Genomic DNA, 14,139 nt, shown 5'->3' with positions numbered 1-14,139 from the left:
GTTCAGGTATGGAAGATAGTTCCATCCCTTGGGTGAACACTCCGTCAAGATTGGGGCAGGTTTCGCCTTTTAGCCCAGCTTTTCTGCCGCGATCTTTTGCTTGAGTGCCAGCATGTCACGCCACGCCTGCTGCTTCTGCAACGGCTGGCGCAGGAGGTAGGCCGGATGCAGCGTGGCAATGGCCATGGCCGTGTGGTTGCCCACGCTGAGCTCCCGCCATTGGCCCCGCGACTTGAGGATGCCGGCCGTGGTCTGAAACACGGTCTGCATTGCCGGGCCACCCAGGGTCACAATGATCCGGGGCGCGACAAGTTCAATCTGGCGATGAAGAAACGGCAGGCAGAGCGCAATTTCCTCGGGCGTGGGCGTGCGGTTGCCGGGCGGGCGCCAGGGAACGGTGTTGGCGATATAGACCTTGGTGCGGTCGAGCCCGATTGCACCGAGCATGCGGTCGAGCAGTTGGCCGGAGCGGCCGACGAAAGGCTTGCCGATGCGATCTTCCTCGCTGCCGGGAGCCTCTCCGATCAACATGATGTCGGCTTCCGGGTTGCCGTCGGCAAAGACGAGCTGGGTGGCGCGCAGCTTGAGCGCGCAACCGTCATAGGCCGAGAGGATGGACTGCAATTCATCGAGGGTGGTGGCCGAGGCGGCCAGGCCGCGCGCTTCGGAAGGGTCGGCGTTCAGACCCGCCGCCGAAGCGGGCGGCGCCACCGGCACCGGGTCGGCAGCGACCGGCGGCGGCGCGGGGCGTGCGCGCGCCATCTGCGAGGCGGCGAAGCGATCGACAGGCTCCTCAAGAACGGCGAGGTCCACGCCTACGGCGCGATACCATTCGAGGGCCGCGACCATTTCGGCGTCATTTAGCGGTCGATTTGCAGTCATGATGTCTGTTATGTCACACGCCTTGCGGCGCTGCCAGCGCCAGTGACCCCAGTGCCCTTGGAATTGGACGACTCATGGCCTCTGCCGGCGACCGCGAAAGCCTTTCGACCGACGTCGTGATCGTTGGCGCAGGTCCTTCCGGTTTGGCGGCCGCGATCAGGATCAAGCAGAAATATCCCGACCTGGCGGTGACGGTGGTCGAGAAGGCCGCCGAGGTGGGCGGCCACATCCTTTCGGGCGCGGTGATGGATCCGAAAGGGCTGGACGCCCTGCTGCCCGAGTGGCGGCTGATGGGCGCCCCGGTTGGCCCCAAGGTCACCGAGGACCGGTTCCATTTCCTCACCGCGCAGGGCGGGATCACCCTGCCCCACCTCATCGTACCGCCGATGATGCAGACGCCCGATGGCGTCATCGTGAGCCTTGGCCACCTCTGCCGCTGGCTGGCGGAACAAGCGACCGGGCTGGGCGTCGAGATCTACCCCATGACTGCGGCCGTCGACGTGGTGACCGGCGAGAAGGGCGAGGTGCTGGGGATCATCACCGGCGACCTGGGCGTCGACCATGACGGCAAGCCCAAGGACAGTTTCGCGCAGGGCATCGCGCTGCTGGCCAAGTACACGCTGATCGCCGAGGGCGCGCGCGGCTCGCTCGCCAAGAAAATCATCCCCGCCTTCGGGCTGGATGCCGGCAAGAGCCCGCAGAAATACGGTCTCGGGATCAAGGAAGTCTGGGAGATCCCGGCCGAGAAGCATCAGCCGGGCCGGGTCGACCACTACCTGGGCTTCCCGCTCGACAACACCACGGGCGGCGGCGGGTTCTGCTACCACGCCGAGGACCGCAAGATTTACCTCGGGCTGGTAGTGCACCTGGACTACGCCAACCCCATGCTCTCGCCCTTCGACGAATTCCAGCGCTTCAAGCGGCACAAGGCCATCGCGCCACTGCTGGAAGAAGCGCACCGCATCTCCTATGGAGCGCGGACGATGACGTCGGGCGGCTGGCAGTCGATACCCGATCTCGCCTTTCCCGGCGGCGCCCTCATCGGCTGCGCGGCCGGCTTCATGAACACTCCAAGGCTCAAGGCCATCCACAACGCGATCCTTTCGGGCATCGCGGCGGGCGACGCCGTCGGCGCGGCCATTGCGGAAGGCCGGAGCAACGACTGGATCGAGACGCTGCAGGACAAGGTGCTCTCGACCGGCATCGAAGCCGAGCTCAAGCCGGTCCGCAACATGAAGCCGCTGTGGTCGCGGTTCGGCACGCTGGTCGGCGGGGTGCTGCTGGCAGGCTTCGACATGTGGACCAACCAGCTTTTCAAGTTCTCGATCTTCGGAACGCTGGCGCACAAGGGCGCGGACTACGCGGCCCTGCGGCCAAAGGCGGGCTCGACCGAGCATCGTTACGAGCGCCCGGACGGGGTGACGACATTCGACCGGCCGGCGTCGGTGTTCCTGGCCAATCTTTCCCATGACGAAGACCAGCCCGTGCACCTGGTGCTCGACGATCCGGCGGTGCCGATACGCGACAACCTGCCCCGGTATGGCGAGCCCGCCCCGCTCTACTGCCCGGCAGGCGTCTACGAGGTGGCCGAGGAGGGGGGCGCGCCCGTCTTCCGCATCCACGCGGCCAATTGCGTGCACTGCAAGACGTGTGACATCAAAGACCCGGCCCAGAACATAACCTGGGTGCCACCCGAGGGCGGCAGCGGGCCGAACTACTCGGGAATGTAGCATCACAACCCCGCCACCGCCCCTTGCGGCTCAGTCTCAAAACGGACAATCTTTGCGGGCTTAAACAGCAATCCGCTGATTTGTGGGAGAACCCTACCCTGTGACTTCAGTTGCGCGCATTCTCCATCGCTCGGCCCTCGTTGCCGTGGCCGTCATGGGCATGTCATCCACAGCGCTCTCCCAGACCTTCTTCACAAGCAAGCCGTTGAGCGCGACAGGCAGCTTCCTGGCTGGCCAGCAGGCCATGGTCGACATGCGAACGGCAGACGCCGCGCGCTATTTCGGCCAGGCGGCGCAGGTGGACTGGGAGAACCCGACCGTCATCGAGCGGGCCTTCGTGGCCTATGCCGCCAACGGGCAGATCGGGGACGCGGCCAACACGGCCCGCCATCTGCTCGAGCTGCAGCCGGACAACCAGCTGGCGCGCCTCATCATCGCGACAGAAGCGCTCAAGGAACGCCGCTATGCGGCGGCGGCCGAGGCGTTGCGGGACCTGGGCTCGGACAATTTTGCCGGCATCACGGGCGACATCCTGCGCGCCTGGGCGCTGGTGGGCGACAAAAAGCTGGATGAAGCCAACAAGCTGCTGGACGAGCTCGGCTCGCAGGGGCTGGGCGACTTCCTCGTCTTCCACCGCGCGCTGATGGCCGAGGTCACGGGTAATACCGACGACGCCATCCGCTACGCCAAGAAGGCCTACGAGAACGACCCCTATGTGGCGCGCGTGGCCGAGGCCTATGCGCGGATCCTGGGCAATGCCGGCAAGTTCGACGATGCGATCGACGTGGTGGTGAACTTCGAGGCCCAGGGGCTAAGCCACCCGCTGGTGGACCAGGTCAAGGAAGACCTAGCCAAGCACAAGCGCCCCGGCATGTTCGCAACCAACGTGCAGACGGGCGCCGCCGAGATGTTCCACGGCATCGGGGTGGCGTTGGCCCGCGACGGGAGCCTTGACCTCTCTGTGGTGTTCCTGCGCCTGGGTATCTATCTCGAGCCCAAGGCCGACGTGATTTCGCTGGTGCTGGGCCAGCTCCTGGATGGCGCCGGGCAGCACGACGCCGCCAACAAGCTCTACGACGCCATCCCCACCGGTTCGCCCATGAAGCCGACCGCAGTGATCCGCGTCGCTTCCAACCTCGACGCCACGGGCGATCGCAGCGAGGCCATCCGCCGGCTGGGCAATATCGTTGCCACCAATCCCAAGGACATCGACGCGGTCTCGACGCTGGGCGACATGCTGCGCTCGGACAAGCAGTACATCGCGGCGGCCGACGCCTATACCAAGGCGCTCGACCTCACCAATGGCGAGGCCCCGGCGGACTGGCGGTTCTACTATGTGCGCGGCATCGCCTATGAGCGCGCCAACGAGTGGGACAAGGCCGAGAGCGACTTCCTCAAGGCGCTCGACCTCAACCCCGACCAGCCGCAGGTGCTCAACTACCTGGGCTACAGCTGGGTGGACAAGGGCATGAACCTCGACCGCGCCCTGGGCATGATCCAGAAGGCGGTCCAGTCCCAGCCCAATGACGGCTACATCGTGGACAGCCTGGGCTGGGCCTATTACCGGCTCAACAAATACGACGACGCCGTGCGTTACCTCGAGCAGGCCGTGCAGCTTCGCCCGAACGATCCGGAGATCAACGATCACCTGGGCGACGCTTATTGGCGCGCCGGGCGCACGCTCGAGGCACGGTTCCAGTGGAACATCGCGCTCAGCGTCGATCAGGAAGGGAACGTCAAGGAGCGCGTGAAGCCGAAACTGGCCAACGGGCTCGATCCGGTCGCCGCTACCCAGTAGCGCGCCGTGACGGAAGCGTTCGTCGAGACGGCACCCGCCAAGATCAACCTCGCCCTGCACATCGCGGGGCGGCGCCCTGACGGCTATCACGAGCTCGATAGCCTCGTGGTGTTCGCGGACGTGGCCGACGAGATCGAGGCTTTCCCGGCGAACGAGGACAAGCTCTCGATTTCGGGGCCCTTCGGAACGGGTCTGACCAGTGGGGAAGGCAACCTGGTGCTGCGCGCCGTGGCGGCCTTCCGGGCCACTTGGCCCGATCACGTGCCTGCGCGGCTTGCGTTCAACCTGAGGAAGAACCTGCCGGTCGCCGCGGGGCTGGGAGGGGGCTCGGCCGACGCGGCGGCGGTGTTGCGCCTCATGGCGTCGCTGGGCCCTGCCCTCTTACCCGAACACGAGTTGATGGCAGTCGCCGCCAGGCTCGGCGCCGACGTGCCGATGTGCCTGCTTTCTCGACCCTGCCGCGCCCAGGGGGTTGGCGAGCGCGTGACGGCGCTTTCGAGCTTTCCCCAGACCCATGTCGTGCTGGTCAATCCGCTGGTTCCGGTGGTGACGGCCGACGTCTTCCGGCGCCTGCAGGTGCATGAGAACGACGGCTTGCCCGATCTGCCCGAGCCCCTGACACGTCCGGCCCAGCTCGGAATCTGGCTGGCTGAGACCCGCAACGATCTCGAGCCGCCTGCCATCGCCATGGTGCCGGTGATCGGCGCGTTGCGGGACACGCTGGCGCGGGCGCCAGGATGCGTGCTCGCGCGCATGTCCGGCTCGGGTGCCACGGTTTTCGGGCTTTTCGGCTCGAGCACACAGGCGCACCAGGCCGCGCACGACCTGCGAGAGAGGTGGCCCGGCTATTGGGTGGCGGCGGCGCCGGTGATCCAGCCGGACTGACGTTCCTTGCGTTTGTTCTTTATTTGTTCTCATTTCCGCGCTATCCCTAACGGGACGTTACCAGGGCGACGATTCGCCCTGCGGACAGGAGAACGGACATGGCGCTCTACCAGGCTCCATCTTTCGAGGCGCTCGACAAGCTTGCACATACGCGAGACGCCGACCTCATCGACCGCCCCATGGTCGACCCCGGCCAGAACCGTGGGCGCGGGGCGCAGAGCAATATCGTCGGCCGGTTCGAGAAGCACACGCGCGAGACGTTCGATGACGGCTGGGACAATGTCGACCCGCTGCCGATCTTCGAAACCATCGAGCATGTCGAGCGGGCCAAGAGCGTCATCGCGCGCAACGAGAGCCCCGATATCGGGTTCGATCGCTCGATCAATCCCTATCGTGGGTGCGAGCATGGCTGCATCTACTGCTTCGCGCGCCAGACGCATGCCTATCTGGGCCATTCGGCCGGGCTCGATTTCGAGCGCGACATCTATGTGAAGGTGAACGCCGCCGAAGCGCTGCGGGCCGAACTCGCCAATCCGCGCTACAGGCCCAAGCCCATCGCCATCGGCACCAACACCGACCCCTACCAGCCGGCCGAGCGCAAACACAAAATCATGCGCTCGATCCTCGAAGTGCTGCTGGAAGCGCGCCATCCAGTGACCATAACCACCAAGTCGGCGCTGGTGGTGCGCGATCTCGACCTGCTGACCGAACTGGCCAAGCTGCACCTGGTGCGGGTGGCGATCTCGGTGACGACACTCGACCACAAGCTGTCGCGCAAGATGGAGCCGCGCGCATCCACGCCCTCCAAGCGGCTGGAAGCCATCCGGCTGCTGTCGGAAGCAGGGGTGCCCACGGCAGTGATGGCCGCCCCGATGATCCCGGCGATCAACGACATGGAACTCGAGCGCATCCTCGATGCCGCGGCGGCGCAGGGCGCCAAGGGCGCCGGCATGATCCTCGTGCGCTTGCCGGGGGAAGTGCGCGACCTCTTCCGCGAATGGCTGCTGCGGCACTTTCCCGATCGGGTGCGCCATGTGCTCAGCCTCGTGCGCGAGACGCGCAACGGCAAGGACAACGATCCGCGCTGGGGATCGCGGTTCACGGGTGAAGGCCCCTACGCGGTGCTGCTGCGCCAGCGCTACGAAAAGGCAGTCGAGCGCTACGGCCTCAACCAGAAGGTGCCGCCGCTGCGGATCGACCTCTTCGCGCCGGCCAAGCCGGAAGACAACCAGCTCTCGCTGTTCTGACCGGACGGCGACACGCCTTGTGTCGCCGGTTCGGGCCCGATAGTGATGCCGGCATGCGCACCGCCAGGATCAACGACATCAACGTTCAGTTCTACCCCGGGGACGGTCCCCTGTTGGGCTCGTCGGCCGATGCGCTGGACGTGATCGGCGGAACCTACGGGCTCGAGATCGAGATGGTGGCGATACCGGTCGGTCGGCTGCTGCCCGAGTTTTTCGAACTCCGCACTGGCCTGGCGGGCGAATTCATCCAGAAGCTGCAGAATTACTGGCTGCGCCTGGCGATCGTTGGCGACATCTCCGGGCAGGTCGGCGCCAGCAAGTCGCTGCGCGATTTCGTCTATGAGACCAACACGGTCGGCCGGCACCTCTTCGTGCCCGACGAAGCCGCCCTCGGCCAACAGCTCAAGGCGCTCTAGACCGCTTCGAGGAACGATTCGGCGGTCTTGAGGTCCACCGACACCAGTTGGCTCACACCGCGCTCGGCCATGGTGACGCCGAACAGGCGATCCATGCGGCTCATGGTGATCGGGTTGTGGGTGATGGTGAGGAAGCGCGTATCGGTGCGCTGGCGCATGGATTCGAGCAGGTTGCAGAAGCGCTCGACATTGGCGTCGTCGAGCGGGGCGTCCACCTCATCGAGCACGCAGATCGGGGCGGGGTTGGTGAGGAACACCGCAAAGATCAGCGACATCGCGGTGAGCGCCTGTTCGCCACCCGATAGCAGGGTCATGGTCTGCGGCTTCTTGCCGGGCGGGCGGGCGATGATCTCGAGGCCCGCTTCGAGCGGATCATCGCTTTCCACGAATTTTAGCTCGGCGGTGCCGCCGCCGAAGAGCGAGGTGAAGAGCTCCTGGAAGTGGGCGTTGACCTTGTCGAAGGCTTCGCTCAGGCGGTGGCGGCCTTCGCGGTTGAGGCTCTGGATGCCGGCCCGCAGCTTGGCGATGGCTTCGATCAGGTCGTCCCGATCCTTGACCATGCCCTCGAGCTTTTCGCGCACTTCCTCGGCTTCACGCTCGGCGGTGAGGTTGACCCCGCCCAGCCGTTCGCGCTCAGCCTTGAGGCGTTCCAGCTTCTGCTCGGTAGCCTGCTCGTTGGGCAAGGCATCCTCTGGACGGATGCCGGCGGCCTCGGCCGTGCGGCTGGCATCGATGCCGAGGTTTTCGCGCACGAGCTGCTCAATCTGGTGACGCTGGGCGATGAAGCCCTTGAGGCGCTCCTCGACGCGGGCGAGGTTTTCGCGCGCACCCGACAGGCCCTCCACCGCAGCGCGGTGGGTCTTGTCGGCCTCGCGATAGCCGGTCTGGGCCTGAGCCAGGGCGTCCGAGGCGGCCTTGTGGGTAAGCTGGGCGTCCTCGATCTGGTCATCGAGCTCGGCACGGCGGGTCTCGAAGCTTTCGGGCGTGGCGTCCATGGTCGCCAGTTGCGCCTCGACCTCGCCGCGACGCGCCCCGAGGGTCGAAAGCTGGCCGGCGGCGCCGTCGCGCCGGCGCTGCCAGTTGGCGGTATCGGTGGCAATCTGGGCGAGCCGCGCGGCGCGCATGCGGCCGGAGGTCTCGAACGTGCCGAGCTTGAGCCGGACCTGTTCGGCGGCCTCGCGGGCATCGAGAAGCGCCGATTGCCGCTCCTGGGCGAGATCGGAGGCTTCGCCTTCGTCTCCCGCCTCTTCGAGAACCGCTTCGGTCTCCTCGCGGAAGGCCTCCGCTTCCGAGAGGCTGGCTTCCAGGCGCGTCCGGGTTTCGGCGAGCGCCGACTGCCGGGTGGTGAGGTCGCCGATGGCCTTGGCCGCTTTCTCGACTTCGGCCTGCGCCACCGCGATCTCGCGCTGGGCGGCGCGCCAGTATTCGTGCTTTTCGCGCTCCGCGGCTCGGGCTGCCTCGAGCGCGGCGGCCAGAGCCTCGACGTCACGCTTCCAGGCGTTGCGTTCGCCGCGCATGCGCACGATTTCGGCGTCGAGTTCGGCGAGCCGGTTGCGCTGGGCCAGTCGTTGCGCGGCGGCGCTCGGGGCGTCGGCGGCGGCGACGTAGCCGTCCCAGCGCCAGAGGTCACCCTCGAGCGTAACCAGGCGCTGGCCGGACTTGAGCGCGTGCATGAGACCGACGCCGTCGGCCTTGTCGACGAGGCCGATCTGGTCGAGGCGCCGCTTGAGGACGGCGCTGCCCGAGACGTAACGCGACAGGGGCTCGGCGCCCTGCGGCAACGCCGGGTCGCCGTCGCCATCCATGGGGCCGGCCCAGTGCATGGGCGCACCGGCGTCTGAAGAGGCCTCAAGATCGTCGCCGAGCGCCGCGCCCAGCGCGGTTTCGTAGCCCGGGGCCACCGTCAACTGGTCGACAATGGCGGGCCAGAGGCTGGCGCCGCCGGCATTGAGAATGCGCGAAAGCGTATCCGCCTCGCTTTCGAGGCGCCCCAGCGCCGTCTCGACTTCGGAGAGCCTGGGACGGGCGGCATCTAGCGCCGACTGCGCCTTCTGGGTCTCCTCTTCGGCCGCGACCGCCGATTCCTCGGCTTCGCCGGATCGCTCCTGGGCGGCTTCGAGGTCGCGGCGCCTGACCGATAGGGTTTCGTCGGCATCCAGGCTTGCCGTGATGCCCGCGGCTTCCCGGTCGATATCGGCGATCTGCTGGGTCAGCCGCGCGACGCGCTGGCGGGCCTCTTCAGCGCTGCGCATCGCCTGGGCGCGGCGGGCCCGCAATTGCGAGAGGGCATCGGCGGCGGCGCGCGCCTGCTGGTCGGCTTCCGATACGGCACGGGCCGCCTCTTCGGCAGCCGCCCGGGCGGCGTCGAAGGCATCCTGCTCGCCGGCGACTTCCTCCTCGAGGCGCGCGCGCTCTTCGGCATACCCTTCGAGGGTTTCCTCGCTTTCGTCCACCAGCGCGCGCTCGCGCTCGGCGTCGGCGGCCAACTGGCGCAGGCGATCTTCGAGCTCGGCGCGGCGGGTGTTGGCGCGCCGAGCCTCGTCGGCAAGCTGCTCGGAGAGAATGGTGAGCCGCTGAAGCACTGCGCCGGTCGCAGCCTCGCGGTCGCGCAGCGGCTGGAGCGCCGAATCGGCGGCATCGAGCACCTTCTGGGCGGCGCGTTCGGCGGACATGGCGTCACCCAGAGCCACGACGAGCTTGCCCTGCTGGGCCTCCGCTTCCTTTTCGGCAAAGCGCGCAGCCACCCAGCGCACGTGATAGAGCGCCGACTCCGTCTTGCGGATGTCGCCGGAAATGGCGCGGTAGCGGATGGCCAGGCGAGCCTGCTTCTTGAGCGTTTCGAGCTGGGTCTCGACCTGGGCGATGACATCGTCGACGCGCTCGAGGTTCTGCTCGGCGCCGCGCAAACGCAGTTCGGCCTCATGGCGGCGCGAGTGCAGCCCGGAAATGCCGGCCGCCTCTTCGAGGAGGGCCCGGCGCTGGGTAGGCTTGGCGGCAATCAACTCGCCGATCTGGCCCTGCCGGACAAGGGCGGGCGAATGGGCACCCGTCGAGGCATCGGCAAAGAGCAGCTGGACATCGCGGGCGCGCACCTCGCGGCCGTTGACGCGATAGACAGACCCTTCCTCGCGCTCGATGCGGCGGGTTACCTCCAGGATATCGGCGTTGTTGAGCGCGGCGGGCGCGGTGCGATCGACATTGTCGAGGACGAGCGTGACCTCGGCAGAGTTACGGCCGGGGCGGTTTCCCGAGCCCGAGAAGATGACGTCGTCCATGCCCGAGGCGCGCATGGCCTTGTATGAGCTTTCGCCCATGACCCAGCGCAGGGCCTCGACAAGGTTGGATTTGCCGCAGCCATTGGGGCCCACAACGCCAGTCAGACCGGGCTCCATGAGGAGCTCGGTCTGGTCGCAGAAGGATTTGAATCCGTGAAGCTTGAGGCGCGTGAACTTCATCGCGCCCCCATCCGGGAGGACGAGTTAACTGAGCAGGGGATCGATTTCCGCTGCCATCTGCTCAATCGTCTTCTCTCCACTCAGCTTCTTGCCATTGATGTAGAAGGTCGGCGTGCCTTCGAGCTTGAAGTCGTTGATCGCCTGCTCGCGCAGAGTCTCCATGCCCTTGAACAAGTCCTGATTCGTCAAGGCCGCTTCAAAGCTACTATCGGTGAATCCGAGCTGTTTGGCGATGACCAGGATTGCGTCGCGCGGCTTGTCGGAAGCGGCCCACTGGTCCTGGGTCTTGAAGAAGGTGTCGACCACGTTGTGGTACTGGTCGTCACCCGCCGCTTCGGCGAGGAGGAAGACCACGGCGTCGAGCACATTACGCACGAAGGGGCGCAGGATGAACTTGACCTTGCCGGTATCGACATACTGCTTCTTGAACTCGGGCAGCGTCTCGTTCGAGAAGATGGCGCAGTGCGGGCAGGTGGGCGAGGCGTACTCGATGACCGTCACCTTGGCATCGGGCGAACCGAGAACCTTGTCGGGCAGACCGTCGGGGGCCATCAGCTTGGCCTGATCGATCATCTCGCCGTCGGCCGCCTGGGCCGCGCCGATACCGGTCACGCTCAGGGCCGAAGCCGCGGCGGCAAGGATCAGTGTCTCACGGCGGGTAAATTTCACTTTGTTTTTCTCCGGTTCGAATTGCGCGACACTACACGGCAGCTTTCAGGCGGCAAGTGGGCACCACCATCAACACGCAGTGAACAGTCCATTCGTCAACGTCCACTCGGCTTCGACTTGGCCATGATGCCGCGTCCGAGCACGCGCAGGGCTTCCTTTAGACCTTCATCCTCTATGCCGTCGATGGCATCGCTCACCTTTGCCTCTGCGGCGCTGGTCAACTTGGGTTCAGTATCGGCCGCCTTGGCTGAATGCGGCCTGAACGGCTCGGCCGACAGGCGCACCTGGCCCACGAGCACGTAGCCGAAATAGCGGTTGACCGCGGCGGCCACCTTGGCGCCCTCGTGGGCCAGCCCCAAGGCGTGGGAGGAGGCGCAGCGCAGGTGGAGCGTGGCGCCCTCGGCGCTGCGCTCGCCGCGCGGCCAGACGAGTTTATCGGGCACGGCCACCTTGTCATAGGGCGCGGGAGCCATGGCGGCCCAATAGGTGATGATATCGCGGCTGGCAAAGCCCCGGCGCTTGAGCGCCGGATCGAGCGCACCGGTCAGCGCTTCGGCGACGCCGACGGCGCGGTTGAGGCGCTTATACTCTTTGGGCTTTTCGGCCATCGGTGGAATCGTTGCGTCCTATGCTTGCGCGGCGGGGCGGCTTGGAGTTTGTTGCGCCCATCATGCCAAAAACCGCCCTCGCGCAAAAGCCGCGCATTTCCCCTATCGATGCGCAGGCCGTGCTCGCCTGGTACGACAAGCATGCGCGCACCCTGCCCTGGCGCGTAAGCCCTCAAGAACGCGCGCTCGGGGTCAGGCCAGACCCTTACAAGGTGTGGCTATCGGAGGTCATGCTGCAGCAGACGACCGTGGCGGCCGTGCAGAAGTACTTCCTGCGCTTCACCGAGCTGTGGCCCACGGTCGGCGACCTGGCGGCCGCGCCGCTCGAGGCCGTGCTCGTCGAATGGGCGGGGCTGGGATACTACGCCCGGGCGCGGAACCTGCATGCCTGCGCCCAGGCGGTGGTGGAACGTCACGGAGGCGAATTCCCGCGGACGGCAGAGGGCCTGCTGACCCTGCCGGGAATCGGCGCCTACACAAGCGCGGCCATTGCCGCGATTGCCGATGACGAGCGCGTGGCCGTACTGGACGGGAATGTCGAACGGGTGCTGGCGCGGTACTTCGCGGTCGATGTTCCGGCGCGCGAGGCCAAGGAAGACTTGCGGGCCTGGCTGCAGGAAACCGTGCCCGAGCGTGCCGGCGATTATGCCCAGGCGCTGATGGACCTGGGCGCGACGATCTGTGCGCCGCGCACCGCGCTCTGCATGCTCTGCCCCCTGCAACCGGGTTGCATGGCAGCGGCGGAGGGTAATCCTGAGCGCCATCCCGTCAAGGCCGAGAAGGCGGCGCGCCCGACGCGCCACGGACATGCGTTCGTGATCGAGGACAAGGACGGGGACATCTACCTCCGCACGCGCCCCGCAAAGGGGCTGCTGGCCAAGATGACCGAAACGCCGGGTTCGGAATGGGTCGGGGAGAAGATGGAGCCGACATTTCCATTCCCGGGTGAATGGCGGCATCGCGGCCAGGTCGTCCACGTGTTCACGCACTTCCGTCTGGAGCTGGAGGTGTGGTCGGTCCTTGCACCAAACACGGAACCTCTGGTGGACGGCTGGTGGGCGGATCGAGGGGAACTAGATGGCGAAGCGCTGCCGTCGTTGTTCCGGAAGGTGCTCGCAACGGCGGGAGTGGAGTAACTGGCCACCCCCACTCTCAATCCCTCCCCACAAGGGGCGGGAGAGTACTTCCCGTCTTAGGCTCGTGAAAGGCGCCGCTACGCCCGACCGATGCAAACTGCCCAAAGCAAAAACCGCCGGCTTGTGGCCGGCGGCGAGTTTGCCTGACGCTTGGAGGCCGGTCTCAGGCTGACAAAAGCTGCATCTGGGCGCGGATGTCGGCGCGCAGGGCGTCGATGGGACGCAAAAGTCCTTCATGCTCGAAGTGCCAGAACGTCCAACCGTTGCAGGCTTCTGCACCTTGCACCAGGGCGCCGACGCGGTGGATGGAGCCCGAGAAGGGACCGGAGGCCACCGAGCCATCCGCCCGCACCAGGGCAGAATGGCGGCGGCGTTCGTCGTAGATCTCGGTTCCGGCGGCAATGAGCCCCTGCTCGATGAGCGAACCGAACGGCACACGCGGGGCAGCGCGCTTGGGTACGGTGGTTTCGAGGGCGTCGGCGCGGACGGGCTTGATGGCAGCGAGCCGCTTCAAGGCCGCCGCGACATAGGCATCCTCGCGTTCGATGCCGATGAAATGGCGGCCGAGCTTGCGGGCCACCGCACCTGTCGTGCCAGTACCAAAGAACGGGTCGAGCACCACATCGCCCGGCTTGGTCGTGGCATTGAGGATTCGGAAAAGCAGCGCTTCGGGCTTCTGGGTCGGATGGACCTTGCCGTCGCTTTCGTCCTTGAGGCGCTCGGAGCCGGTGCAGATCGGGAACAGCCAGTCGCTGCGCATCTGCGTATCGTCATTGGAGAGCTTCATGGCCTCATAGTTGAAGGTCACACGGCTCTTCTGGCTCCTGGCGGCCCAGATCAGGGTCTCGTGCGCATTGGTGAACCGGGTGCCGCGGAAATTCGGCATCGGGTTGGCCTTGCGCCAGACGATGTCGTTGAGCATCCAGTAGTCGAGGTCCTGGAGCGCCGTGCCGACACGGAAGATGTTGTGGTAGGAGCCGATGACCCAGATGGCGCCATCGGGCTTGAGCAGGCGGCGCGCGGCCTTGAGCCAGCGGCGCGTGAAATCGTCGTAATGGGCGAAGCTCTCGAACTTGTCCCAATCGTCGTCCACCGCATCGACCTTGCTCTGGTCGGGGCGGGTCAGCCCTTCTGCCAGCTGCAGGTTATAGGGCGGGTCTGCAAAAATCAGATCAACCGAGCCGGCCGGCAAGGCATTCATGTGGTCGATGCAATCGCCCACGAGAATGGTGTCGATCGGGAGGCGCGCCTCCCCATCCGCAACGGCCGAAGCCGTATTACGCGCGGTACGCAACATCTACTTAACCCTAACG

The 14,139-nt window shown here is 66.3% G+C and carries 11 protein-coding genes; 6 read left to right on the top strand and 5 right to left on the bottom strand.

The genetic code is table 11. The features are described 5' to 3' along the window. Window positions 1-69 precede the first annotated feature (69 nt). On the bottom strand, window positions 70-882 hold the full coding sequence (locus FNA67_RS05380; protein WP_147655320.1) for a uracil-DNA glycosylase: 813 nt from the start codon (window positions 880-882) through the stop codon (window positions 70-72). Window positions 883-956: 74 nt separating this feature from the next. On the opposite strand from FNA67_RS05380, the gene FNA67_RS05375 reads away from it, so the two are divergent. From FNA67_RS05375 to FNA67_RS05355, 5 genes are all read left to right on the top strand, one after another. Further along, a complete protein-coding gene (locus FNA67_RS05375; RefSeq protein ID WP_147655319.1) occupies window positions 957-2,612 on the top strand; it encodes an electron transfer flavoprotein-ubiquinone oxidoreductase in 1,656 nt (551 codons plus the stop codon). 100 nt (window positions 2,613-2,712) lie between these two features. Then, the gene (locus FNA67_RS05370; RefSeq protein ID WP_049704238.1) at window positions 2,713-4,410 is read left to right on the top strand and encodes a tetratricopeptide repeat protein; all 1,698 of its coding nucleotides are present in this window, start codon (window positions 2,713-2,715) and stop codon (window positions 4,408-4,410) included. Window positions 4,411-4,416: 6 nt separating this feature from the next. Further along, complete coding sequence (locus FNA67_RS05365) at window positions 4,417-5,295, top strand: 4-(cytidine 5'-diphospho)-2-C-methyl-D-erythritol kinase (protein ID WP_147655318.1); 879 nt, start codon at window positions 4,417-4,419, stop codon at window positions 5,293-5,295. Between the two features lie 98 nt (window positions 5,296-5,393). Beyond that, window positions 5,394-6,542 (top strand): PA0069 family radical SAM protein, encoded by a 1,149-nt coding sequence (locus FNA67_RS05360; RefSeq protein WP_147655317.1) that lies wholly within the window; start codon window positions 5,394-5,396, stop codon window positions 6,540-6,542. Window positions 6,543-6,595: 53 nt separating this feature from the next. Next, entirely contained in the window at window positions 6,596-6,958 is a 363-nt protein-coding gene (locus FNA67_RS05355; RefSeq protein ID WP_049704235.1) for a DUF4180 domain-containing protein, read from the top strand. On the opposite strand, the gene FNA67_RS05350 is transcribed toward FNA67_RS05355, so the two are convergent. The 3 genes from FNA67_RS05350 to FNA67_RS05340 form a co-directional block, all read right to left on the bottom strand. Then, complete coding sequence (locus tag FNA67_RS05350) at window positions 6,955-10,413, bottom strand: chromosome segregation SMC family protein (protein ID WP_049704234.1); 3,459 nt, start codon at window positions 10,411-10,413, stop codon at window positions 6,955-6,957. The genes FNA67_RS05355 and FNA67_RS05350 overlap by 4 nt on opposite strands. A 24-nt stretch (window positions 10,414-10,437) precedes the next feature. Further along, window positions 10,438-11,082, bottom strand: a complete 645-nt coding sequence (locus tag FNA67_RS05345; protein ID WP_053167696.1) for a DsbA family protein — start codon at window positions 11,080-11,082, stop codon at window positions 10,438-10,440. A 95-nt stretch (window positions 11,083-11,177) separates the two neighbouring features. Beyond that, entirely contained in the window at window positions 11,178-11,690 is a 513-nt protein-coding gene (locus tag FNA67_RS05340) for a DUF721 domain-containing protein (protein ID WP_147655316.1), read from the bottom strand. A gap of 62 nt (window positions 11,691-11,752) precedes the next feature. Between FNA67_RS05340 and mutY the strand changes: the two genes are divergently transcribed. Then, on the top strand, window positions 11,753-12,826 hold the full coding sequence (gene mutY, locus FNA67_RS05335) for an A/G-specific adenine glycosylase (protein ID WP_147655315.1): 1,074 nt from the start codon (window positions 11,753-11,755) through the stop codon (window positions 12,824-12,826). Between the two features lie 163 nt (window positions 12,827-12,989). On the opposite strand, the gene FNA67_RS05330 is transcribed toward mutY, so the two are convergent. Further along, a complete protein-coding gene (locus tag FNA67_RS05330) occupies window positions 12,990-14,123 on the bottom strand; it encodes a site-specific DNA-methyltransferase (RefSeq protein ID WP_147655314.1) in 1,134 nt (377 codons plus the stop codon). Window positions 14,124-14,139 lie beyond the last annotated feature (16 nt).

Origin of the sequence: Youhaiella tibetensis (assembly GCF_008000755.1) — a bacterium.
In the GTDB taxonomy this organism is placed as follows: Bacteria; Pseudomonadota; Alphaproteobacteria; order Rhizobiales; family Devosiaceae; genus Paradevosia; species Paradevosia tibetensis.
The sequence above is the reverse complement of the archived record's forward strand: the minus strand, read 5'-3'. Positions and strand labels throughout refer to the sequence as shown.

Bases quoted from the DNA above. Each gene is read 5' to 3' on its own strand.
- FNA67_RS05380 (WP_147655320.1), bottom strand. From the start codon at position 882: ATGACTGCAAATCGACCGCTAAATGACGCCGAAATGGTCGCGGCCCTC.
- FNA67_RS05375 (WP_147655319.1), top strand. From the start codon at position 957: ATGGCCTCTGCCGGCGACCGCGAAAGCCTTTCGACCGACGTCGTGATC.
- FNA67_RS05360 (WP_147655317.1), top strand. From the start codon at position 5,394: ATGGCGCTCTACCAGGCTCCATCTTTCGAGGCGCTCGACAAGCTTGCA.
- FNA67_RS05355 (WP_049704235.1), top strand. From the start codon at position 6,596: ATGCGCACCGCCAGGATCAACGACATCAACGTTCAGTTCTACCCCGGG.
- FNA67_RS05350 (WP_049704234.1), bottom strand. From the start codon at position 10,413: ATGAAGTTCACGCGCCTCAAGCTTCACGGATTCAAATCCTTCTGCGAC.
- FNA67_RS05340 (WP_147655316.1), bottom strand. From the start codon at position 11,690: ATGGCCGAAAAGCCCAAAGAGTATAAGCGCCTCAACCGCGCCGTCGGC.
- mutY (WP_147655315.1), top strand. From the start codon at position 11,753: ATGCCAAAAACCGCCCTCGCGCAAAAGCCGCGCATTTCCCCTATCGAT.
- FNA67_RS05330 (WP_147655314.1), bottom strand. From the start codon at position 14,123: ATGTTGCGTACCGCGCGTAATACGGCTTCGGCCGTTGCGGATGGGGAG.